Origin of the sequence: Nocardioides sp. CER19, assembly GCF_029846275.1 — a bacterium.
Classification (GTDB): Bacteria; Actinomycetota; Actinomycetes; order Propionibacteriales; family Nocardioidaceae; genus Nocardioides.
Genome location: NZ_JARVWS010000004.1, coordinates 497,897 through 519,176, shown reverse-complemented (window position 1 = coordinate 519,176; position 21,280 = coordinate 497,897). Strand labels below are relative to the sequence as shown.

The 21,280-nt window shown below is 71.7% G+C and carries 22 protein-coding genes; 18 read left to right on the top strand and 4 right to left on the bottom strand.

The window, feature by feature from the left end; genetic code table 11:
- Window positions 1-20 precede the first annotated feature (20 nt).
- The 3 genes from dxr to ispG are packed head-to-tail and all read left to right on the top strand — an operon-like array spanning window position 21 to window position 3,717.
- A complete protein-coding gene (dxr, locus tag QDS12_RS21990) occupies window positions 21-1,145 on the top strand; it encodes a 1-deoxy-D-xylulose-5-phosphate reductoisomerase (protein ID WP_279883158.1) in 1,125 nt (374 codons plus the stop codon).
- A 53-nt stretch (window positions 1,146-1,198) separates the two neighbouring features.
- The gene (locus QDS12_RS21985; protein ID WP_279883156.1) at window positions 1,199-2,548 is read left to right on the top strand and encodes a site-2 protease family protein; all 1,350 of its coding nucleotides are present in this window, start codon (window positions 1,199-1,201) and stop codon (window positions 2,546-2,548) included.
- A gap of 17 nt (window positions 2,549-2,565) precedes the next feature.
- Window positions 2,566-3,717 (top strand): flavodoxin-dependent (E)-4-hydroxy-3-methylbut-2-enyl-diphosphate synthase, encoded by a 1,152-nt coding sequence (gene ispG / locus QDS12_RS21980; protein ID WP_279883154.1) that lies wholly within the window; start codon window positions 2,566-2,568, stop codon window positions 3,715-3,717.
- Between the two features lie 165 nt (window positions 3,718-3,882).
- On the opposite strand, the gene QDS12_RS21975 is transcribed toward ispG, so the two are convergent.
- Entirely contained in the window at window positions 3,883-4,005 is a 123-nt protein-coding gene (locus tag QDS12_RS21975) for a hypothetical protein (RefSeq protein ID WP_279883152.1), read from the bottom strand.
- An 87-nt stretch (window positions 4,006-4,092) separates the two neighbouring features.
- On the opposite strand from QDS12_RS21975, the gene QDS12_RS21970 reads away from it, so the two are divergent.
- From QDS12_RS21970 to QDS12_RS21945, 6 genes are all read left to right on the top strand, one after another.
- A complete protein-coding gene (locus QDS12_RS21970) occupies window positions 4,093-4,941 on the top strand; it encodes a GNAT family N-acetyltransferase (RefSeq protein WP_279883149.1) in 849 nt (282 codons plus the stop codon).
- A gap of 19 nt (window positions 4,942-4,960) precedes the next feature.
- Window positions 4,961-5,632, top strand: a complete 672-nt coding sequence (locus QDS12_RS21965; RefSeq protein ID WP_279883147.1) for a GPP34 family phosphoprotein — start codon at window positions 4,961-4,963, stop codon at window positions 5,630-5,632.
- Between the two features lie 50 nt (window positions 5,633-5,682).
- Window positions 5,683-6,045 (top strand): hypothetical protein, encoded by a 363-nt coding sequence (locus QDS12_RS21960; RefSeq protein WP_279883145.1) that lies wholly within the window; start codon window positions 5,683-5,685, stop codon window positions 6,043-6,045.
- 239 nt (window positions 6,046-6,284) lie between these two features.
- Window positions 6,285-8,051 carry a proline--tRNA ligase gene (locus tag QDS12_RS21955; RefSeq protein ID WP_279883143.1) on the top strand — a complete coding sequence of 589 codons (1,767 nt, stop codon included), beginning with the start codon at window positions 6,285-6,287 and terminating at the stop codon, window positions 8,049-8,051.
- A 19-nt stretch (window positions 8,052-8,070) separates the two neighbouring features.
- On the top strand, window positions 8,071-9,579 hold the full coding sequence (locus tag QDS12_RS21950; RefSeq protein ID WP_279883141.1) for an acetyl-CoA hydrolase/transferase family protein: 1,509 nt from the start codon (window positions 8,071-8,073) through the stop codon (window positions 9,577-9,579).
- Complete coding sequence (locus QDS12_RS21945; RefSeq protein ID WP_279883139.1) at window positions 9,576-10,283, top strand: HAD family hydrolase; 708 nt, start codon at window positions 9,576-9,578, stop codon at window positions 10,281-10,283. Before QDS12_RS21950 ends, QDS12_RS21945 begins: the two co-directional genes overlap by 4 nt.
- Before the next feature lie 155 nt (window positions 10,284-10,438).
- On the opposite strand, the gene QDS12_RS21940 is transcribed toward QDS12_RS21945, so the two are convergent.
- Together QDS12_RS21940 and QDS12_RS21935 are read right to left on the bottom strand one after the other, a co-directional pair.
- The gene (locus tag QDS12_RS21940) at window positions 10,439-10,879 is read right to left on the bottom strand and encodes a ferritin-like domain-containing protein (RefSeq protein ID WP_279883137.1); all 441 of its coding nucleotides are present in this window, start codon (window positions 10,877-10,879) and stop codon (window positions 10,439-10,441) included.
- Window positions 10,876-11,328, bottom strand: a complete 453-nt coding sequence (locus tag QDS12_RS21935) for a hypothetical protein (protein ID WP_279883135.1) — start codon at window positions 11,326-11,328, stop codon at window positions 10,876-10,878. Before QDS12_RS21935 ends, QDS12_RS21940 begins: the two co-directional genes overlap by 4 nt.
- 107 nt (window positions 11,329-11,435) lie before the next feature.
- On the opposite strand from QDS12_RS21935, the gene rimP reads away from it, so the two are divergent.
- The 3 genes from rimP to QDS12_RS21920 are packed head-to-tail and all read left to right on the top strand — an operon-like array spanning window position 11,436 to window position 13,720.
- Window positions 11,436-11,951 carry a ribosome maturation factor RimP gene (gene rimP, locus QDS12_RS21930; RefSeq protein WP_279883133.1) on the top strand — a complete coding sequence of 172 codons (516 nt, stop codon included), beginning with the start codon at window positions 11,436-11,438 and terminating at the stop codon, window positions 11,949-11,951.
- Entirely contained in the window at window positions 11,951-12,931 is a 981-nt protein-coding gene (gene nusA, locus QDS12_RS21925) for a transcription termination factor NusA (RefSeq protein ID WP_279883131.1), read from the top strand. Before rimP ends, nusA begins: the two co-directional genes overlap by 1 nt.
- Before the next feature lie 6 nt (window positions 12,932-12,937).
- Window positions 12,938-13,720, top strand: coding sequence for an acyl-CoA thioester hydrolase/BAAT C-terminal domain-containing protein (locus QDS12_RS21920; RefSeq protein ID WP_279883130.1), 783 nt, complete (start codon window positions 12,938-12,940; stop codon window positions 13,718-13,720).
- A 6-nt stretch (window positions 13,721-13,726) separates the two neighbouring features.
- Here QDS12_RS21920 and QDS12_RS21915 read toward each other — a convergent pair whose 3' ends face one another.
- Window positions 13,727-14,491, bottom strand: coding sequence for a glycoside hydrolase family 16 protein (locus QDS12_RS21915; RefSeq protein ID WP_279883128.1), 765 nt, complete (start codon window positions 14,489-14,491; stop codon window positions 13,727-13,729).
- 65 nt (window positions 14,492-14,556) lie between these two features.
- Here QDS12_RS21915 and QDS12_RS21910 point away from each other — a divergent pair, with 65 nt between their 5' ends.
- From QDS12_RS21910 to QDS12_RS21885, 6 genes are all read left to right on the top strand, one after another.
- Window positions 14,557-14,886 carry a YlxR family protein gene (locus QDS12_RS21910; RefSeq protein WP_279883127.1) on the top strand — a complete coding sequence of 110 codons (330 nt, stop codon included), beginning with the start codon at window positions 14,557-14,559 and terminating at the stop codon, window positions 14,884-14,886.
- Between the two features lie 110 nt (window positions 14,887-14,996).
- Window positions 14,997-17,864: a translation initiation factor IF-2 gene (gene infB / locus QDS12_RS21905; protein WP_279883125.1), complete on the top strand. Its 2,868-nt coding sequence runs from the start codon at window positions 14,997-14,999 to the stop codon at window positions 17,862-17,864.
- Between the two features lie 72 nt (window positions 17,865-17,936).
- On the top strand, window positions 17,937-18,443 hold the full coding sequence (gene rbfA, locus QDS12_RS21900; protein ID WP_279883123.1) for a 30S ribosome-binding factor RbfA: 507 nt from the start codon (window positions 17,937-17,939) through the stop codon (window positions 18,441-18,443).
- On the top strand, window positions 18,440-19,312 hold the full coding sequence (truB, locus tag QDS12_RS21895) for a tRNA pseudouridine(55) synthase TruB (protein ID WP_279883121.1): 873 nt from the start codon (window positions 18,440-18,442) through the stop codon (window positions 19,310-19,312). The genes rbfA and truB overlap by 4 nt, the downstream gene beginning before the upstream one ends.
- A gap of 21 nt (window positions 19,313-19,333) precedes the next feature.
- Window positions 19,334-20,272, top strand: coding sequence for a bifunctional riboflavin kinase/FAD synthetase (locus QDS12_RS21890; RefSeq protein WP_279883119.1), 939 nt, complete (start codon window positions 19,334-19,336; stop codon window positions 20,270-20,272).
- A gap of 3 nt (window positions 20,273-20,275) precedes the next feature.
- Window positions 20,276-21,262, top strand: coding sequence for a hypothetical protein (locus tag QDS12_RS21885; protein ID WP_279883117.1), 987 nt, complete (start codon window positions 20,276-20,278; stop codon window positions 21,260-21,262).
- Window positions 21,263-21,280 lie beyond the last annotated feature (18 nt).

The window sequence follows — 21,280 nt, the reverse complement described above, 5'->3', positions numbered from 1 at the left end:
GGGTCTGGGAGGATGACAGCGTGCATGACTCCCGCGATGTCGTCATCCTCGGCTCGACCGGCTCCATCGGAACCCAGGCGCTCGACCTGGTGCGCGTCAACCCCGACCGGTTCAGGGTCGTGGGGCTGACCGCCGGCGGCGGCAACCCCGAGCTGTTCGAGCGCCAGGTGGCCGAGTTCCGGCCGGCGTACTCGGGGCTGGGCGAGGACGCCAGCATCGAGGCCGCCGGGATGCCGGCCGACGTGGTCCTCAACGGCATCACCGGCGCGGTCGGTCTGCGCCCCACGCTGGCCGCCCTCGAGGCGGGCAACACACTCGCGCTGGCCAACAAGGAGTCGCTCATCGTCGGTGGGCCGCTGGTCAAGCGGGCCACGAAGCCGGGCCAGATCGTCCCGGTCGACAGCGAGCACTCGGCCATCGCGCAGAGCCTGCGCGCCGGGACGGCGGACGAGGTACGTCGCCTGGTCATCACCGCGAGTGGCGGCCCGTTCCGCGGTCGCACCCGCGAGGAGCTCGCCGACGTCACGCCGGCGCAGGCCCTCAAGCACCCCAACTTCGCGATGGGCCGGGTCATCACGACCAACTCCGCGACGCTGGTCAACAAGGGCCTCGAGGTGATCGAGGCGCACCTGCTGTTCGACGTGCCGTTCGACCGGATCGAGGTCGTCGTCCACCCGCAGCAGTTCATCCACTCCATGGTCGAGTTCACCGACGGTGCGGTCATCGCCCAGCTGGGGCTGCCGACCATGATGGTCCCCATCGCGATGGGGATGGCGTGGCCGGACCGGGTCGCCGACGCCGAGACGCCGATCGACTGGACCACGGCCAGCGACTGGCGCTTCGAGCCGCTCGACGACGGCGCGTTCCCCGCGGTCCGGCTGGCGCGCACGGTCGGCGAGCGCGGCGGCACGTTCCCGGCCGTCTACAACGCGGCCAACGAGGTCTGCGTCGACGCGTTCCACGACGGCCGCATCGGGTTCACCGACATCGTCGACACGGTGGAACGTGTCGTGCAACGCAGGACGGAATACGGCTCCGCTGGCGCGGTCGACGTACCCTCGAACCAGACGCTCACCGTCGACGACGTGCTCGCTGCCGACGCGTGGGCACGCACGACTGCCGCGAGCCTCATCGACCACGCCTGAACGATCCTGAACGACCCGAACGAGCCTGAACGACTCCCGCCCCTAGGAGGGCAATGACCGCCGTCTACTACGCCCTCGGCGTGGTGCTCTTCTTCCTCGCGATCCTCGCGTCGATCGGCCTGCACGAGCTCGGCCACCTGATCCCCGCGAAGGCGTTCGGCGGCAAGGTGACCCAGTACTTCATCGGGTTCGGCCCGACCGTCTGGTCCACCCAGCGCGGCGAGACCGAGGTCGGCGTCAAGGCGATCCCGCTCGGCGGCTACGTCAAGATCATCGGCATGCTGCCGCCCGGCGCCGAGGAGCTGGGGGAGCGGCAGCCCGACGGCTCGCTCAAGGTGCGTCGCTCCAACACCGGCATGTTCACGCAGCTCATCTCCGACGCCCGCGCGGCCGAGTGGGAGCTGGTCCAGCCCGGGGACGAGGACCGGCTCTTCTACAAGATGACCTGGTGGAAGAAGGTCATCGTGATGGCCGGCGGCCCCACGGTGAACCTCCTCATCGCGTTCGCGCTGTTCAGCGTCATCTTCGGCACGTACGGCGTCCGCGAGGTCAAGGCCGACGCCGGTCGGCCCGTCCTCGACCAGGTGTCGCAGTGCGTCGTCCCCTACTCCGACCAGCGTGCCGACTGCCGGTCCGGCGACCCCGAGTCGCCGGCGGCCAAGGCCGGCCTGCGCCCCGGCGACACCATCACCAGCTTCAACGGCACCGCCGTCACCTCGTGGGACCAGCTGAAGGACCTGGTCAGGGCCAACGAGGACGGCTCGGCGACCATCGGCTACCTGCGCGACGGCACCGAGCACACGGCGACGACCAACACCACCGTCGAGGCGCGCCCGGCCTCCGAGACCGACCAGACGCTGCGCCAGGTCGGCTTCCTCGGCGTCTCGCCGACCACCCGCATCGTCACGACCACCGGCGGTCCGGTGTTCACGCTCGAGCGGATGGGCGGGATGACCCGCGACAGCGTGGTGGCGCTCGCCCACCTGCCGGTCAAGGTCTGGGGCGTGGCCAAGGCGATCGCCGGCGTCAGCGAGCGCGACCCCAACGGGCCGGTCAGCATCGTCGGCGGCGGCCGGATCGCCGGGGAGGCGGTCTCCGACGGCGGCTTCCCGCTGCTCGACAAGGTCATGTTCCTGTTCGGGCTCGTGGCGGGCTTCAACCTCTTCATCGGCCTGTTCAACTTCGTGCCGCTGCTGCCGCTCGACGGTGGCCACATCGCGAGCGCGCTGTGGGAGGCGATCCGCCGCGGCCTGGCCCGGCTCCGGCGGCGTCCGGACCCCGGCTACGTCGACGCGGCCAAGCTCCTCCCGGTGGCCTACGTGGTCGCCTCCGCGCTGCTCGTGATGGGCGGCGTGCTGATCGTCGGGGACCTGGTGGTCCCCGTTCACCTGCAGTCTCAGTAGGGACGGATAATTCAGTCATGACCGCGATCTCCCTCGGTATGCCGGCCGCCCCGCCGCCGGTCCTCGCTCCGCGCCGCCAGACCCGCCAGATCAAGGTGGGCAAGGTCGGGGTGGGCAGCGACCACCCGATCTCGGTGCAGTCGATGACGACGACGCTCACGGCCGACGTCAACACGACCCTGCAGCAGATCGCGGAGCTGACGGCCGCCGGCTGCGACATCGTCCGGGTCGCCTGCCCGAGCCAGGACGACGCCGAGGCCCTGCCCGCGATCGCCCAGCACTCGCAGATCCCGGTCATCGCCGACATCCACTTCCAGCCGAAGTACGTGTTCGCCGCGATCGAGGCCGGCTGCGCCGCCGTACGCGTGAACCCGGGCAACATCCGCGCCTTCGACGACCAGGTCAAGGAGATCGCGGCGGCGGCCAAGGACCACGGCACCTCGATCCGCATCGGCGTCAACGCCGGCTCGCTCGACAAGCGGCTGCTCGAGAAGTACGGCAAGGCGACGCCCGAGGCGCTCGTCGAGTCGGCCGTCTGGGAGGCGGGCCTCTTCGAAGAGCACGACTTCCACGACTTCAAGATCTCGGTCAAGCACAACGACCCCGTCGTCATGGTGCGCGCCTACGAGCTCCTCGCCGAGCGCGGCGACTGGCCGCTCCACCTCGGCGTCACCGAGGCCGGGCCGGCCTTCCAGGGCACGATCAAGTCGGCCACGGCGTTCGGCGCCCTGCTGAGCAAGGGCATCGGCGACACGATCCGCGTCTCGCTGAGCGCGCCGCCGGTCGAGGAGGTCAAGGTCGGCCTGCAGATCCTGGAGTCGCTCAACCTGCGGCCGCGCCGGCTCGAGATCGTCTCCTGTCCGTCCTGCGGCCGCGCGCAGGTCGACGTCTACAAGCTCGCCGACGAGGTCACGGCCGGCCTGGAGGGCATGGAGGTGCCGCTGCGGGTCGCCGTCATGGGCTGCGTCGTCAACGGCCCCGGCGAGGCACGCGAGGCCGACCTCGGCGTCGCCTCCGGCAACGGCAAGGGGCAGATCTTCGTCAAGGGCGAGGTCATCAAGACCGTGCCCGAGTCGCAGATCGTCGAGACCCTCATCGAAGAGGCGATGAAGATCGCCGAGGGCATGGAGTCGGTCGACGGCGCGGCGCCGTCGGTCAGCATCAGCTGACCGGCCCGCTGCCCCACATCGCGGCCACGTGCCGCACGTCGGTGCCGCAGCGGCCGCCGAGCACCTCGAGGTGGGGGAACGCCGCGAGCAACGGCGCTGGGCAGCGGCGAGGACCACCGGGTCGCCCTCGTCGAGGTCGTCGGCCTCGTCCAGCTCGGCGTGGCTTCAGCAGCACCGGCGCCCGGCACGGACCGCCACGTCGACGTACCCGGCGTAGTAGTCGGCGAGCGCAGCGCGTCCCGCCTCGCTGTCCAGCAGCGGGAACGCGGCGAACTCGGGCAGGTCCATCCCGGTCTGCTCCAGATGGGCGACGTCGAGGTCGTCTGCGGGGACCTCCGGAGTCGGGTTCCCGGTCCGGCACACTAGGCTCGCTGCGTGCTCACCACGCGTCAGGGGATCAGGCCGCTCGGCCCTGCCGACCTGGACGCGTTCCTCGAGCTCGTCGGCCGTGACCCGGTCGTCAACGTCTTCGCCGACTACCGTGCCCGCACGACCAGCCTCGAGCCGCGCTGGCTCGGCGGCGAGATGTGGGGCCGGTACGCCGACGGCGAGCTCGTCGCCGCCTGCCACGTGGGCGCCAACCTCGTGCCGATCGGCGCCAGCGAGGAGGACGCGCGGGCCTTCGCCGAGCGGGCGCTCGCCCGGGGCCGCACGATCTCCACCATCGTCGGGCCGCACGACGCCGTCCGGGCGTTCTGGCACACGGTCGCTGGCTCGTGGGGGAGGCCGCGCGACGTCCGCTGGAACCAGCCGCACCTGCAGCTGGACGGCGACCCCCTGGTCGAGGGCGACCCGCTGGTCCGGCGTACGACCCGGGCCGACCTGGCGGAGGTCTACCCGGCCTGCGTCGCCATGTACACCGAGGAGGTCGGCGTCTCTCCCGAGCAGGGCGGAGGCGCCGAGCTCTATCGCGCGCGGGTCCTGCAGCTGATGTCCCGCGGATGGTCGTTCGCCCGCTTCGACGAGTCCGGGCGACTCGTCTTCAAGGCCGAGGTGGCCTGCGCGTCGCCGCACGCGGCCCAGATCCAGGGCGTCTACGTCGTGCCTGACCTGCGGGGGCGGGGCCTGGCCACTGTCGGAATGGCCGCGGTCGCGCAGATCGTCCGTCGCGAGATCGCGCCGGTGGTCTCGCTCTACGTCAACGACTGGAACACCCCCGCGCGGCGCGCCTACGAGGGGGTCGGCTTCGTCGAGACGGCCCGGTTCTCGACGGTCATGTTCTGAGGAGTCCTACCCTCGAACCATGCTCATCGCCGAGGACCTCGTCCTGCTCGCGTACGACGACGAGGGCGGACGCGCTGACTGGCGGATGACCGAGCGGCTGGACGCGGCGCTCGCCGGGGCGCTCCTCATCGAGCTGACCGAGGCCGGCCGGATCGGGCTCGACGGCGAGGGCCGCAAGGGACGCCTGCAGATCCTCGACACCACCCCGACCGGCGAGCCGGTGCTGGACGCCGCCCTGGCCAGGCTCGAGGGTCGAGACGGGCGCCGGCCGAAGGACGTGATCGGCAGGCTGACCAAGCGGCTGCGCACCGACCTGCTGGAGGGGCTGGCCGCCCGCGGCGTGCTCCGCCTGGAGCGTGACAGGATCCTCGGCCTCTTCCCGCGGAGCAGCTGGCCGGCCGAGGACTCCTCCCACGAGGACCAGCTGCGCGCTCGGCTCCAGGGCGTGCTCGTCACGGGCCTGACGCCGGACTCGCGGACCGCAGCGGTGATCGCGCTCCTCCACGCGATCGACGCGATCCCACGCGTCGTCGACAAGGCTGACCGCAGGGTCGCGAGGGCGCGGGCCAAGGAGATCGCCGAGGGCGACTGGGCAGCGGAAGCGACGCGCAAGGCCGTCCAGGAGGTGTCGGCCGCCGTGATGACCGTGGTGATCGCCGGTGCGGTCGTGGCCGGCGGGTCCGGCAGCTGATCGGGCCGCCGCGGCGCGCCGTACGCCGAGCGGTGCGTAGGGTCACGCGCATGGTCTTCGCGCGGGGCACCCGCATCCTGAGCGCCGCGTTCGCGATCAGCGGCACCGTCCACCTGGTCCGGCCCCGCACGTTCGAGCCGTTGATGCCGTCGTGGGTGCCGGCACACCGCGAGGTCATCCTCGCCAGCGGCGTCGCCGAGCTGGTCTGCGCGGCCGGCCTCAACACCCGGCGTACCCGCCGCGTCGCCGGACTGGTCAGTGCGCTGCTGCTGGTCGCCGTCTTCCCCGGCAACCTGAAGATGGCCGCCGACGCCGCCCGCACCGACAACACCCCGCTCAAGGCCGCCGCCCTCGGCCGGCTGCCGCTCCAGCTTCCGCTGATCCGTGCCGCGCTGGGTGCCGCGCGGGGCTGAGCGTCTCCCCGGCCATGTCACCGTCAGTTCGGCCGACTTCCTGGTTGCTGCAACGGTCATCAAGCAGGGCGGACTGACGGTGACGTGGGTCGGTGCCGTCAGGCGGTGAGTGGTGAACCGATCACCGGTGTCGACGGTTGATTAGTCACCGCCCCCGCGCGGCACCCAGGCCGCGACGGGCAGATGAGCGCGCGATACCGAGTGCGTGCGGACGGCCCGTGCGCCGTAACCTTCTGCACATGCTGATGCGGATGTCGACCCTGTTCGTGCGGACCCTGCGAGAGGACCCCGCGGACGCCGAGGTGCCGAGCCACCGGCTGCTCGTCCGTGCCGGCTACATCCGTCGTGCCGCGCCGGGCATCTACACCTGGCTGCCCCTCGGACTGCGCGTGCTGCGCAAGATCGAGGGGATCATCCGCGAGGAGATGGACGGCATCGGCGCGCAGGAGGTCACCTTCCCCGCGCTCCTGCCCAAGGAGCCCTACGACGCGACCGGCCGGTGGACCGAGTACGGCGACGGGATCTTCCGCCTCAAGGACCGCAAGGACGGCGACTACCTGCTCGGGCCCACGCACGAGGAGATGTTCACACTCCTCGTGAAGGACCTCTACAGCTCCTACAAGGACCTGCCGCTCAGCCTCTACCAGATCCAGACGAAGTACCGCGACGAGGCGCGGCCGCGCGCCGGCCTGCTCCGCGGCCGCGAGTTCACGATGAAGGACTCCTACTCCTTCGACGTGTCCGACGCCGGCCTCGACGAGAGCTACCACCGCCACCGCGACGCCTACGTCCGCATCTTCGACCGCTTCGGCTTCGACTACGTCGTCGTGAAGGCGACGTCGGGCGCGATGGGCGGCTCGGCGTCGGAGGAGTTCCTCGCGAAGGCCGAGGTCGGCGAGGACACCTATGTCCGCTGCACCAAGTGCGACTACGCCGCCAACGTCGAGGCCGTGCAGGTCCGGCCGCCCGCGCCCCGGTCGTACGCCGACGTGCCGGCCGCGCACGCCGAGGACACGCCCGACACCCCGACCATCCAGACGCTCGTCGACCACCTCAACGCGGTCTTCCCTCGTCAGGACCGGCCCTGGAACGCCGGCGACACGCTGAAGAACGTCATGGTTGTCCTCAAGCACCCGGACGGCACCCGCGAGCCGCTCGCCATCGGCCTGCCCGGCGACCGTGAGGTCGACCAGAAGCGCCTGGAGGGCCAGCTCGAGCCCATCGAGGTCGAGCCGATGGACGAGGCCGAGCTCGCCAAGCACTCCGCGCTGGTCAAGGGCTACATCGGCCCCGGCGCGCTGGGGGAGGAGGGCGCGTCCGGGATCCGCTACGTCGTCGACCCGCGTGTGGCCGACGGCACCCGCTGGGTGACCGGCGCCGACGAGCCCGGCCGCCACGTCATCGACCTCGTCGCCGGCCGGGACTTCACGGCTGACGGGACGATCGAGGCCGCCGAGGTGCGCGACGGCGACCCCTGCCCCAACTGCGACGAGGGCGTCCTCGAGTCCGCACGCGGCATCGAGATGGGCCACGTCTTCCAGCTCGGCCGGAAGTACGCCGACGCGCTCGGCCTCCAGGTCCTGGACGAGAACGGCAAGCTCGTCACCGTCACCATGGGCTCCTACGGCATCGGCGTCACCCGCGCGGTGGCCGCGATCGCCGAGGACACCCTCGACGACATCGGTCTGTGCTGGCCCCGCCACGTGGCGCCGTACGACGTCCACCTGGTCGCCGCCGGCAAGGACGAGGCCGTCCTCGCGGCCGCGGAGCGGCTCGCCCACGAGCTCTCCGGCGACGGCATCGACGTGCTCTTCGACGACCGCGAGAAGGTCAGCCCCGGCGTGAAGTTCAAGGACGCCGAGCTGATCGGCGTGCCGACCATCGTGACGGTCGGGCGCGGGCTCGCTGACGGCGTGATCGAGGTCAAGGACCGACGCACCGGCGAGCGCGAGAACGTGCCCGCCGACCGCGTCCGCGACCACCTGGTCGCGCTGGTCCGGCAGTGACCCCGCGGGCCGAGGTCCGATGAGCCGCATCGTCTGCCCGCGGCTCGCGGGCCGGGTCGTCTCGGCCGACGAGGCCGCGACGCACATCCGGCCCGGCGACGCGGTCGGCATCAGCGGGTTCACCGGGGCCGGCTATCCCAAGGCTCTCCCGGATGCGCTCGCCAGGCGGATGACCGCCGCTCACGAGCGGGGCGAGGACTTCCGCGTCCAGCTCTGGTCGGGGGCGTCGACCGCCCCGGAGGTGGACGGCGTCCTCGCGTCGGCCCACGGCCTCTCGAAGCGCCTGCCCTACAATTCCGACCCGACGCTGCGCCAGCTCATCAACGACGGCGAGGTCGAGTACGTCGACACGCACCTGAGCCACGCGGCCCAGCACATGTGGTTCGGCTTCTACGGTCCGCTCGACGTCGCCGTCGTCGAGGTGACCAGGATCCTCCCGAACGGGCTGCTCGTGCCGAGCAGCAGCATCGGCAACAACAAGACCTGGCTCGACCGCGCCGACAAGGTCATCCTCGAGGTCAACTCGTGGCAGCCGGCGGAGTTCGAGGGCTTCCACGACATCTACAACGGCACCCGGCTGCCGCCGCACCGGGCGCCCCTCCAGCTGACGTCGACGATGCAGCGGATCGGCGACCCCTACCTGCGGGTCGACCCGGCCAAGGTCGTCGCCGTCGTCGAGACCCACGCGCCCGACCGCAACACGCCCCTGAAGCCGGTCGACGACGCCAGCCGCGCCATGGCCGACCTGCTCGTCGACTTCCTCCGCCACGAGGTCCGGCTCGGCCGGATCCCCGACTCGCTGCTGCCCCTGCAGTCGGGCGTCGGCAACGTCGCCAACGCGGTGATGGCCGGACTCCTCGACGCCGAGTTCGAGGGCATGACCGCCTACACCGAGGTGATCCAGGACGGGCTGCTCGACCTGCTCGACGCCGGCAAGCTGACGGGCGTCTCGGCGACCAGCTTCGGTCTGTCGCCGGACGGCGTACGCCGCTTCATGGACGACATCGACTCCTACAAGGGCCGGATCCTGCTGCGCAGCCAGGAGATCTCCAACCACCCGGAGGTCGTCCGCAGGCTCGGCGTGATCGCGATCAACGGCATGATCGAGGCCGACGTCTACGGCAACGTCAACAGCACCCACGTCATGGGCAGCGCGATCATGAACGGCATCGGCGGCAGCGGCGACTTCGCCCGCAATGCCTACCTCAACTTCTTCGTGTCGCCGTCGACCGCGAAGGGCGGCGCGATCTCGTCGATCGTGCCGTTCGTCAGCCACGTCGACCACACCGAGCACGACGTCGAGGTGCTCGTCACCGAGCAGGGCCTCGCGGACCTACGCGGCCTCTCGCCGAGCGCCCGCGCTGAACGGGTCATCGAGCACTGCGCCCATCCGGACTTCCGTGAGCCCCTGCGCGACTACGTCGCCCGCGCCCGTGCTGCGCGGCCGCACGCCCGCCACACCCCTCACCTGCTGGACGAGGCGCTGGGCTGGCACCAGCGCTACCTCGAGACGGGGACGATGGCATGACCGGCATCGACGCCGTCATCTTCGACTGGGGCGGCACGCTCACCCGCTGGCACGACATCGACTTCCACGCCGAGTCGCTCGCGCTCGCCCACGCGGTGCGCGGCGCCTGCGACGACGACCACGCCGTGAACGCGCCGCGGCTCCACGAGGCCGGGCAGGTGGTGTGGGGCTGGTCGCGCGACGAGCAGCGCAGCGCCACCATCGCCGACCTCTTCGACGTCGCGGGTCTCGAGCACGATCCCGACCTGCTCACGGCCTACTACGAGTTCTGGCTCCCTCACACCGAGACCGACCCCGACGTCGCGCCGCTGCTGAAAGGTCTGCGGGAGGCGGGCCTCAAGGTCGGCGTGCTCTCCAACACGATCTGGCCGCGCGCGTGGCACGTCGGCTTCTTCGAGCGCGACGGCGTCGCGGACCTGATCGACGGTGACGTCTACACGTCGGAGATCGGCTGGACCAAGCCGTCACCGAACGCGTTCCGGGCCGCGATGGAGGCCGTCGGGGTCGACGACCCCGCGCGTTGCGTCTACGTGGGCGACCGGCTCTACGACGACATCTGGGGTGCGCAGTCAGCGGGCATGCGCGCGATCCACGTGCCGCACAGCGTCATCCCGGACGAGCAGCGGGGCCACGCCGAGGGTGCGCCGGACGGTGTCGCGCGGTCGCTGACGGACGTTCTCGACCTCGTGGAGAAGTGGGCCTGACGACCCCCATTTCTGCACGTTCTTGCAATGCAGAGAGTTGAGGCCGCGCTGCTGTGGCCCTGCCCCAGGCTCGGTTGCATGATTGTGCACGAGGGCGTCCCAACCGTCAGTCCCCACAAGCCGACGGGTCCCTCACCGGCCTCGTGTCCAGGCCCTTATGAGTGGTCCGTGAGCTCACGGATTCCGGGGAACGTCTCGGGAGTTCCTCGGAACGTGAGCTCGCGGACCGCTCCGTCTTTCAGGGCGTTGATCGCCCAGGAGCGCGCCTCGCCGTCGGTCTTCGAGACCACCCAGGCGTAGGTCTCGACGCACGAGCGCTGCAGCTCCAGCGCCGCCCGACGGATGCCGCGAGTCGAGTCGATCCCCGCTGGAGCCTCGTAGGCAGCGGCCGGACCGACCGGGTCCGCGCCGGCGTCGGCGATGAGCGATTGCAGCCGGTCGCGGCGGGAGCGGTGGCTCTCGTAGGCGCTGCGCACGGCGTCGTACAGCTGGGGAGCGTCTGCGCGGGACGTGCGGCCGCCGAGCAGGCCGTAGACGTAGACCGCCGCGTGCTCGGCCGCCAGCGCTGTCTGCAGCGGCTGCACGGACGCGCTCATCGGCCCGCCCCGCTCGGCAGCGTGGCGAGGTGCTGGGCGATCGAGGCGGCCATGGAGGCCAGCAGACGAGCGAGGCCGCCGTCGTCGGCCCGGTTCCCGGCGTCGGTCAGCGTGGCCTCCAGGGTCGCCTCGGCCGAGCGCAGGTCGGCCACGGCAGGGGACCCGGTGGCGGTGGGGGAGCCCGACGGCGTCGCCACCCCGAGGGCGGCCAGGTGAGCGTCGTGCACGACGACCAGCGACCGCCCTGCGGGGACGGAAGCGGCGGCGGCGCGGGCGGTGCGTATCGCCGACGCCACCCGGTCCACCAGGAGCTCGTCGGCCGTGGGTGCGGGCGACGGCGCGGGCTTGGACTCGGGCAGCAGGTCACACCCGGTCAGCGGCACTGCGATGGCCCCGGCGAGCACCCCGTGGACGGTCCGTCGCGTGAGGGGACGGGAGAGCGGTCGCACACCCGGACCCTATCGAGCGGCGTGTCGGGACCACGGTGCTGGTCACCCCACCGAGCCGATAGGCTGTCGGGCACAACTGCACCACACAACAGGACAGGGAGGTGGCCATGACCGGCCCGGTGAATGACACCGTCAGGGACAGGCTGGAGAGCGAGCTGACGCAGCCGCTCGCTTCCCTGGGTCTGGACGTCGAGGCCGTCGAGATCACGCCCGCCGGGAAGCGTCGCATCCTCCGCGTGGCCGTCGACAAGGACGGCGGTGTCACGCTGGACGACGTCGCCGACGCGACCCGTGAGGTCAACCGGGTGCTCGACGACTCCGACGTGATGGGCGAGCACCCCTACACCCTCGAGGTCACCTCGCGCGGTGTCGACCGGCCGCTCACCCTGCCGCGCCACTGGCGCCGCAACGAGTCGCGCCTGGTCAAGGTCACCCCGCAGGAGGGTGGCGTGTTCACCGGACGCGTCATCGCCAGCGACGAGGACGGCGCCACGCTGGACGTCTCCGGCAAGCAGCGGCGGGTCGCCTACGTCGACGTCAAGCGAGCCTTGGTGCAGATCGAGTTCAACCGCCCCGGCAGCGCCGCCGGCGACCCTGGCGACACGGAAGAAGGAGACGCCTGATGGACATCGACCTGAGCATCCTGCGGATGCTGGAGCGGGAGAAGGAGATCTCCTTCGACGTGCTCGTGGAGGCGATCGAGCAGGCCCTCCTGACGGCGTACCACAAGACCCCCGGCGCCCATCAGAACGCGAGGGTCGTCCTCGACCGCAAGTCGGGCCACGTGAGCGTCCTCGCCGCCGAGGTCGATGCGGACGGCAACGTCATCACCGAGTACGACGACACGCCCGCCGGCTTCGGCCGCATCGCCGCGACGACCGCGAAGCAGATCATGCTGCAGCGGCTGCGCGACGCCGAGGACGACATCAAGTTCGGCGAGTTCTCGGGCCGTGAGGGCGACATCATCTCCGGGGTGATCCAGCAGGGTCGCAACCCCGACGACGTCATGGTCGACCTGGGCAAGATCGAGGCGCTGCTGCCGGTCAGCGAGCGCGTCCCGGGCGAGCGCTACGACCACGGCACCCGCATCAAGTGCCTGGTCACGAGCGTGCGCAAGGGCATGCGCGGCCCGCAGATCACCCTGTCGCGCAGCCACCCGAACCTGGTGCGCAAGCTGTTCGCGCTCGAGGTCCCCGAGATCCACGACGGCACCGTCGAGATCGCCGCGATCGCCCGCGAGGCCGGTCACCGCACCAAGATCGCGGTGAAGTCCAACACCTCGGGCGTCAACGCCAAGGGCGCCTGCATCGGCCCGATGGGCCAGCGAGTCCGCAACGTGATGGCCGAGCTGCACGGCGAGAAGATCGACATCGTCGACTGGTCCGACGACCCGGCGACGCTCGTCGCCAACGCGCTCTCCCCGTCGAGGGTCAACTCCGTCGAGATCCTCGACGCCGACGCGAAGTCGGCCCGCGTCGTCGTCCCCGACTACCAGCTGTCGCTGGCGATCGGCAAGGAGGGGCAGAACGCCCGCCTGGCCGCGCGCCTCACCGGCTGGCGCATCGACATCCGCTCCGACGAGGAGGCCCCGGCGGAGAGCTGAGCGCGGATGGCCGAGCTGTTCATCGCCGACGGGGGTGACGCCGTCGGCGTGCTCGTCCTCGCCGGCTCCAGCGGCCGCGTGGAGGAGGACCGCTGCCGCGTCCTCGCTGCGGCGGGCATCACCGCGGCGTCGTACCGCTGGTTCGGCGACACCGTCGACCTGGTGCCGCTCGAGTCGTTCGAGGAGCCGCTGGCCCGGCTCCACGAGCGTTGCGACCGGCTGGCCGTCCTCGGCACGTCACGGGGCGCCGAGGCGGCCCTGCTCCTCGGCGCGCTCCACGCCGAGATCGACGTCGTGGTCGGGCTCGCGCCGAGCGACGTGGTGTGGGCGGCCCTCGGTGACGCGAGGCCGCAGCGGTCGTCCTGGACGCGCGGTGGCGAGCCGCTCCCGTTCGTTCCCTACGACGACGGCTGGGAGCCGGAAGGTGGCGAGGGCCCGCCGTCCTACGTGGACATGTACTGCCAGAGCCTCGAGACCTACGCCGACCGGGTACCCGCCGCGCGGATCCCGGTCGAGCGCATCACCGGTGAGGTGGTGCTCGCGGCGGGCGGGGACGACGCCCTGTGGCCGTCGGTGCTCTTCGCCGAGCAGGTCCGACGACGTCGCGAGGCGACGGGGCGCGGCACCACCGTCGTCACGCACGCCGAGGCGGGTCACCGGGTGCTGCTGCCGGGGGAGACCGCCACGCCGCCACGCCGCGACCTCGCCCACGGCGGCACGCCGGCGGCCGACGCGGCCCTGGGACGCGAGCTGTGGCCGGTCCTGCTCGACGCCCTCCGCGGATCCTGAGACAGGTCACGACCAGCCGCTGACCTCCTCGACGAGCAGCCGTGGCACCAGATCGTCGTCGCCACCGACCGACCACTCCGGGAAGTCGAAGACCGCGAGCATCAGCTGCAGTGGGTACGTCGGCGGGCCGGCGCAGCGACGGACGACCTCGCCGTCGACGGTGAAGACCGCCTCCTCCGTGTCCCACTCGACGGCGTAGTCGTGCGGCTCCCGCACGTCGAGGGGGAGGCGGGCAGCGGCGAAGTCGTCGGTGAGTGCGGGATCGCGGAACGGCTTGATGCCGACCCCGACCTCAGCGGTCGCGCCCTCGACCGAGCGCCCGAACACCTCGAAGACGCACAGCTCCCCACAGCGCAGCTGCTCCGCGTCGTCCTCGAACCCGCTCAGCCACAGTGCCGCCATCGACCGCGGCGAGAGGTCCATCGCTGCTCGCGCGGCCACCCGCCCGGTGGCCGGCAGCCAGCCCTCGAAGCGCTCCTGCTCCTCCCGGACGACGAGGCCGTCGCGGAACCGCTGCTGCCCGTACGTCGACCCGGCCGGTCCCGACCAGCTGCCGGACTGGATCCCCGACACCCGCAGCGGCGGCCGGTGGAGGTCGGGACACCACAGCGGGTGGTCGGGCGGCACCTCGAGCGTCAGCCCCTCGCCGACGCGGAACGACGCCGCGGTGGCGGCCCGCGACGACCACGCGGGCAGGTAGTGCGGGAACCATTTCGCCCCGTCGAGTGTTGATCCCCTGAAGCGTTCGGCGAACGCACGGCCCACTGCCATGAGTTCACGCTACGACCAGCCCCGTTTCGGAATCCGTTGCCCGGAACCGGTAGAGTGGTGGATTGGTGGCACGCCAAGACGAAACCCCTGCTCATGGCCCGGTTCGGACCTGCATCGGTTGTCGGCAGCGGGCCGCCAAGCGCGAGTTGGTGCGGGTGACCGCCGGCTCGGACGCGAACGGCCACCCGGCCGTCGTACCCGATCCGACTGCCACCACACCCGGACGCGGAGCGCACCTGCACCCCACGTCCGAGTGCTACGACCTCGCGGTGCGGAGGAAGGCCTTCACACGAGCCCTGCGGCTCGAGGGTGGTCTGCCTGCGACACCGGTAGGGGAGTACCTCGACTCGCTGACCGTGATCGACCCACCTAGGAATCGGAGCAACAGCTCATGAGCACTCGATGAGTACTTCGCGATGAGCCCCCTCCGCTGTCTGCACAGCACCAACCACTAACGGTCACAGAAGAAGAGCCCGAAACCGGGTCTGTGGCCAGAAGGAGAATTGTGGCCAAGACCCGAGTATCAGAACTCGCCAAGCAGTACGGCATCACCAGCAAGGAAGCGCTGGAGAAGCTGGGCGCGATCGGCGAGTTCGCCAAGACCGCGTCGTCGAGCATCGAGCTCCCCGCGGTGAAGAAGTTCGAAGCGACCTACGGCGCCGACCTTCTCGCCAACAAGGCGCCCGAGGCGCCCGCCACGCAGGCCGCTCCGGTGCAGCCGAAGGAGCAGGCCAAGCCTGCGCCGCAGGCCGCGCCTGCCCAGGAGTCGGCCCCCGCCGCCGAGGCGCCTGCCGCCCCGGCTGCCGCCGCTCCGGCTGCGCCCGCTCCGTCCGCACCCTCCGCACCCTCCGGCCCGCGGCCCGGCCCGGCGAAGAAGCCGGCTCCGGCCCCGTCCGAGCAGCCCGCAGCCCCCGCCGCTCCGGCCGCGCAGGCCGCGCAGGCCCCGGCGGCTCCTGCGGCGCCCGCGCCGAAGGCTCCGTCCCCGGGTCCCCGCCCGGCTCCGCGTCCCGGCGCGCCGCGTCCGGGCAACAACCCGTTCGCGTCCAGCCAGGGCATGGGCCGTCGCCCGGCCCCGCCGGCCGCGCGCGACGGTGGTGCCCCCGCCGGTGCCGGCGCTGGTGCCGGCGACGCCCAGCGTCCGCCGCGTCCGCCGGCCGGCCGTGACGGCGGTGCGCCCGGTCGCCCGGGCATGCCGCGCCCGAACCCGGCGATGATGCCCAAGAACCCCAACTCCTTCGGCGCGCGTCCCGGCGGCCCCGCTGGCGGTCGCCCCGGTGCTCCGGGCCGTCCCGGCCCGGGTGGCCGCACTGGTGCTCCGGGTCGTCCCGGGGCCGGCGCCGGCGCCGGTGCCCCCGGTCGCGGTGGCTTCGGCGGCGGTCCCGGTGGCGGCGCTCCCGGTGGCGGCGGTCGTCCGGGCGGCGGTGGCCGTCCCGGCCAGCGCGGCTCCACGCAGGGCGCGTTTGGTCGTCCCGGTGGCCCGTCGCGCCGCGGTCGCAAGTCGAAGCGGGCGCGTCGCCAGGAGTTCGAGGCCATGGAGGCCCCGACGATCGGCGGCGTGCGCGTCCGCAAGGGCAACGGCGAGACCGTTCGCCTGCCGCGCGGCGCGTCCCTGACCGACTTCGCCGAGCGCATCAACGTCGACGCCGCTGCCCTCGTGCAGATGCTCTTCAGCCTGGGCGAGATGGTGACCGCCACCCAGTCCGTGGGTGACGAGACCTTCGAGCTGCTCGGCGAGGAGCTCAACTACGTCGTCCAGGTCGTCTCCCCGGAGGACGAGGACCGCGAGCTGCTCGAGTCGTTCGACATCGAGTTCGGCGAGGACGAGGGCGACGAGGCCGACCTGGTCGTCCGTCCGCCGGTCGTGACCGTCATGGGTCACGTCGACCACGGCAAGACGAAGCTCCTCGACGCACTCCGCAACGCGAACGTCGTCGCGGGCGAGGCCGGTGGCATCACCCAGCACATCGGTGCCTACCAGGTCTCCACCGAGGTCGACGGCGCGGACCGTGCCATCACCTTCATCGACACCCCGGGTCACGAGGCGTTCACCGCCATGCGTGCCCGCGGCTCGCAGTCGTCCGACATCGCGGTGCTCGTGGTCGCGGCCGACGACGGCGTGATGCCGCAGACCGTCGAGGCGCTCAACCACGCCAAGGCGGCCGGTGTGCCGATCGTCGTCGCGGTCAACAAGATCGACAAGCCGGAGGCGGACCCGACCAAGGTCCGTGGCCAGCTGACCGAGTACGGCCTCATCCCCGAGGAGTACGGCGGCGACGCGATGTTCGTCGACGTCTCGGCCAAGTCGGGCCTCAACCTCGACAAGCTGCTCGAGGCGATCGTCCTGACCGCCGACGCCAGCCTCGACCTGCGGGCGAACCCGACGCAGGACGCCCAGGGTCTGGTCATCGAGGCGCACCTCGACCGCGGTCGCGGTCCGGTCGCCACGGTGCTGGTCCAGCGCGGCACGCTCCGTGTCGGCGACTCGATCGTCGCCGGCCCGGCCCACGGCCGTGTCCGGGCGATGCTCGACGAGTACGGCAAGGAGATCGAGGAGGCCACCCCGGCGCGTCCGGCGATGGTTCTCGGTCTCTCGGCGGTCCCCGGCGCCGGCCAGAACTTCCTGGTGGTCGAGGACGACCGGATGGCGCGCCAGATCGCCGAGAAGCGGGAGGCCCGCGAGCGGGCCGCCATGCAGGCGAAGCGCCGTGTGCGTCGTACCCTCGAGGACTTCATGGCCTCCATGGAGAAGGGCGAGAGCCAGGAGCTCAACCTCATCCTCAAGGGCGACGTGTCCGGTTCGGTCGAGGCCCTCGAGGACGCGCTGGCGAAGATCGACGTGGGCGACGAGGTCGGCATCCGCGTCATCGACCGCGGTGTCGGTGCGATCACCGAGACCAACGTCGACCTGGCCGCCGCCTCCGACGCGATCATCATCGGGTTCAACGTCCGCCCGCAGGGCAAGGCGACCGAGATGGCCGAGAAGGAGGGCGTGGAGATCCGGTACTACACCGTCATCTACCAGGCCATCGAGGAGATCGAGGCCGCGCTCAAGGGCATGCTCAAGCCGGAGTACGAGGAGCGGACCCTGGGCCAGGCGGAGATCCGTGCGATCTTCCGCAGCTCCAAGGTCGGCAACATCGCCGGTTGTATGGTCACCAGCGGCCTGATCCGCCGCAACGCGAAGGTCCGGGTCATCCGCGACGGCTCCGTCGTCGCCGACAACCTCGACCTGGCGTCGCTGAAGCGCGAGAAGGACGACGCCTCCGAGGTCCGCGAGGGCTTCGAGTGCGGTCTGGTGCTGCGCAACTTCCAGGACATCAAGGAAGGCGACATCGTCGAGGCCTTCGAGATGGTCGAGATCCCGCGCGGCTGAGTCAGCTGACATGCCGACGCCGCTGCAGCCCTCGGGCTGTGGCGGCGTCGGCCGTTTGAGAGAGTGAGAGACATGAGCAACCCCCGGGTGCGCAAGATCGCCGACCGGATCCAGGTGATCGTCGCGCAGATGCTGGAGCGCCGGATCAAGGACCCTCGGCTCGGGTTCGTCACCGTCACCGACGTCCGGGTCTCCGGTGACACGCAGCAGGCCAGCGTCTTCTACACGGCGATGAGCGACGATCCGACCGAGCTGGCGGCGACCGCTGCCGCGCTCGAGTCGGCGAAGGGCCTGATCCGCTCCGAGGTCGCCAAGCAGCTCGGCATGCGGCACGCGCCGTCGCTGGAGTTCATCCACGACGCCCTGCCCGAGACGGCCCGCCACCTCGACGAGGTGCTCGCCCGCGCCAAGGCGCAGGACGAGGCGGTCGCCGCGTCTCGCGGGGCGACGTACGCCGGCGAGGAGGACCCCTACAAGAAGCCGCGCGACGACGAGGACGACTGGGACGGCGAGCTCGACGAGGACGAGGGCACGGAGCCCTTCGAGACGGGCGCTGCGCGCCCACCTCAGGAACCGTGACCGACCCGGGTCTTGTCGTCGTCGACAAGGCCGGCGGGATGACCTCGCACGACGTGGTCGCCCGCGTCCGCCGGCTGGCCGGCACCCGGAAGGTCGGCCACGCCGGCACGCTCGACCCCATGGCGACCGGCGTGCTCGTCGTCGGCGTCGAGCGCGCCACCCGCCTGCTCGGGTACCTCATGCTGACCGAGAAGACCTATGACGCCACGGTCCGCCTCGGGCAGAGCACCACGACCGACGACGCCGAGGGCGAGACGCTCACGACGGCGTCCGCGGGCCACCTCGTCGACGAGGCGGTCCGGGCGGCGTTCGCCACGCAGGTCGGCGACATCGAGCAGGTGCCGACGGCGGTCAGCGCGATCAAGGTCGACGGCAAGCGGGCCTACCAGCGGGTCCGCGAGGGCGAGGCGGTCGAGCTGAAGGCTCGCCCGGTCACCATCCACGCGCTCGAGGTGCTGGACCGACGCGCCGTCGGCGACTTCCTCGACGTCGACATCTCGGTGCGCTGCTCGAGCGGCACCTACGTGCGCGCGATCGCCCGCGACGTCGGCGCGATGCTGGGGGTGGGCGGGCACCTGACGGCGCTGCGCCGCACGGCCGTCGGGCCCTACGGGCTCGACGTGGCGCACACGCTCGAGGAGCTCGGCGAGACGTTCACCTTGCTGCCCATCGCCGACGCCGCCCGCGCCGCCTTCCCGGCGTACGACCTCGACGAGGAGCAGGCCGGACACGTGCGCGTGGGTCGGAAGCTCGGCATCGGCCTCGACGGGCTGACCGCGGTCTTCGCACCGGACGGCGCCTTCCTCGCGCTCTACGAGCCCACCGGCGACCCGTCCGTGGCACGACCCGTCGCGGTGTTCACCGGATGAGGACCACTAGAGTCTGACCTCGTGCAGCTGTGGCGATCGCTCGACGAGGTGCCCTCCGACCTGGGACGGACGGCCGTCGTCATCGGGAACTTCGACGGAGTGCACCTTGGTCACCAGCACGTCCTCGCGACGGCGCGGGCGAAGGCTCTCGCCGACGGGCTCACGCTCGTCGCGGTGACCTTCGACCCGCACCCGATGGCGGTGCTCCGGCCTGAGCACGCGCCACCCACGCTGACCACCATCGAGGCGCGCGCCGAGCTGCTCACCCAGCACGGCGCCGACGCCGTCCTGGCCCTCCCGTTCGACCGCGACATGGCGCGGTGGTCGCCCGACGAGTTCGCCCAGCGCGTCCTGGTGGACGCGCTGCACGCCCAGGAGGCCGTCGTGGGCGCGAACTTCCGCTACGGCAACCGCGCGGTCGGGGACGTCGCCTGCCTGGCCGACTTCGGTGCGGGGCACGACTTCGCGGTCGAGGGCATCCCGCTCGACGGCGGTCCGCAGGTGTGGTCGTCCACCTACATCCGCACGTGCCTCGCCGCCGGCGACGTCGCGGGGGCGGCGGAGGCGCTCGGCCGACCGCACGCCGTCCGCGGCCTTGTCGTCAAGGGCGACCAGCGCGGGCGTGAGCTCGGCTTCCCGACCGCCAACGTCCCCACCGAGGCGCTGACGGCGACACCCTCCGACGGCGTGTACGCCGGCTGGCTGACCCGGCTCGACACGGGGGAGCGCTACCCCGCGGCCATCAGCGTCGGCGTCAACCCGACCTTCGACGGCGTCATCACGCGCCGGGTCGAGAGCTATGTCCTCGACCGCACCGACCTCGAGCTCTACGGCGTCGAGGTCCTCGTCGAGTTCGTCGACCGGCTGCGCGGCATGGTCGCCTTCGGCTCGATCGACGAGCTGATCGACCAGATGCGGGCCGACGTCGACCAGGCGCGCCGCCTGCTCGCCGAGGACTGAGGGATGCCGGGGCCCCCGGACCGCGGGGACGCGCTGCGCGCGACGGAGATCTGGTTCGAGCGGCACGGGCTGCCCTACTTCGTGCCGGAGCAGCGCGCCGCCGTCCGGCAGGCGTTGCGCCCGGGTCGCGCGCTGCCCCTCCTGGTCGTCGCCGTCCTCGCGGCCGCTGCCGCGGGGGTCGCGCTCGCCTGGATCGGCGACCAGCTCTCGTTCGCCCCGGCCGCGCTCGTCACGGTCGTCCTGCTCGTGTCCGTGTGGTACGCGCTCACCGCGCTGCGGGCCCGGGCGATCGTCGTGTGGGCCTTCGGCACGACGTTCCGGTCGCTGACCGCCCTCGTCCCGGTCGCCACCCGTGCGCTGCCGCTTCTCGTGCTGTTCGTGACGTTCCTGTTCGTCAACACCGAGGTCTGGCAGGTCAGTGCGCACCTCGGGCTCGGTGACCTGTGGCTGGTCGTGCTGCTCTTCCTCGGGCTCTCGGTCGCCTTCTTGCTGGTGCGGCTGCCCGACGAGGTCGACCAGGCCGACAACGGGATGGACTCCGACAGTCTCGTGACCGCGTGCGAGGGCACTCCGCTCGCCGCGCACGCGGGCGAGATCGGCGACGTCGGTGTGGAGCAGGCGGCGGTGAGCGGCCCTGAGCGCTGGAACCTGCTGCTCATGCTGCTGCTCACACAGCTCATCCAGGTCACCCTGCTGGCGCTCATCGTGGCCGCGTTCCTGCTGGTCTTCGGCGCCATCATCATCTCGCCGGAGGTCTACCAGGCCTGGTTGTCGGAGCCCGGCCGCCCGATCCTCGGCCTCCACCGGGTCACCCGCGAGCTGGTCGAGGTGGCGGTCTTCCTCGGTGCCTTCTCCGGCTTCTACCTGACCGTCTCCACCTTCACCGACGAGAACTACCACCAGCAGTTCGCCGGGGTCGTGTCGCGACAGCTCCGCCGCGCCATCGCGGTCCGCGCCGCGTACCGGACGATCAGGGCCTTCGACCACTAAAACTACTAAGTCGATCGT

What these genes read in the sequence shown, in the direction of transcription:
- QDS12_RS21985 (WP_279883156.1), top strand. Translation starts at nt 1,199, where the DNA reads ATGACCGCCGTCTACTACGCCCTCGGCGTGGTGCTCTTCTTCCTCGCG.
- ispG (WP_279883154.1), top strand. Translation starts at nt 2,566, where the DNA reads ATGACCGCGATCTCCCTCGGTATGCCGGCCGCCCCGCCGCCGGTCCTC.
- QDS12_RS21975 (WP_279883152.1), bottom strand. Translation starts at nt 4,005, where the DNA reads ATGGACCTGCCCGAGTTCGCCGCGTTCCCGCTGCTGGACAGCGAGGCG.
- QDS12_RS21965 (WP_279883147.1), top strand. Translation starts at nt 4,961, where the DNA reads ATGCTCATCGCCGAGGACCTCGTCCTGCTCGCGTACGACGACGAGGGC.
- QDS12_RS21960 (WP_279883145.1), top strand. Translation starts at nt 5,683, where the DNA reads ATGGTCTTCGCGCGGGGCACCCGCATCCTGAGCGCCGCGTTCGCGATC.
- QDS12_RS21955 (WP_279883143.1), top strand. Translation starts at nt 6,285, where the DNA reads ATGCTGATGCGGATGTCGACCCTGTTCGTGCGGACCCTGCGAGAGGAC.
- QDS12_RS21950 (WP_279883141.1), top strand. Translation starts at nt 8,071, where the DNA reads ATGAGCCGCATCGTCTGCCCGCGGCTCGCGGGCCGGGTCGTCTCGGCC.
- QDS12_RS21945 (WP_279883139.1), top strand. Translation starts at nt 9,576, where the DNA reads ATGACCGGCATCGACGCCGTCATCTTCGACTGGGGCGGCACGCTCACC.
- QDS12_RS21940 (WP_279883137.1), bottom strand. Translation starts at nt 10,879, where the DNA reads ATGAGCGCGTCCGTGCAGCCGCTGCAGACAGCGCTGGCGGCCGAGCAC.
- rimP (WP_279883133.1), top strand. Translation starts at nt 11,436, where the DNA reads ATGACCGGCCCGGTGAATGACACCGTCAGGGACAGGCTGGAGAGCGAG.
- nusA (WP_279883131.1), top strand. Translation starts at nt 11,951, where the DNA reads ATGGACATCGACCTGAGCATCCTGCGGATGCTGGAGCGGGAGAAGGAG.
- QDS12_RS21920 (WP_279883130.1), top strand. Translation starts at nt 12,938, where the DNA reads ATGGCCGAGCTGTTCATCGCCGACGGGGGTGACGCCGTCGGCGTGCTC.
- QDS12_RS21915 (WP_279883128.1), bottom strand. Translation starts at nt 14,491, where the DNA reads ATGGCAGTGGGCCGTGCGTTCGCCGAACGCTTCAGGGGATCAACACTC.
- rbfA (WP_279883123.1), top strand. Translation starts at nt 17,937, where the DNA reads ATGAGCAACCCCCGGGTGCGCAAGATCGCCGACCGGATCCAGGTGATC.
- QDS12_RS21885 (WP_279883117.1), top strand. Translation starts at nt 20,276, where the DNA reads ATGCCGGGGCCCCCGGACCGCGGGGACGCGCTGCGCGCGACGGAGATC.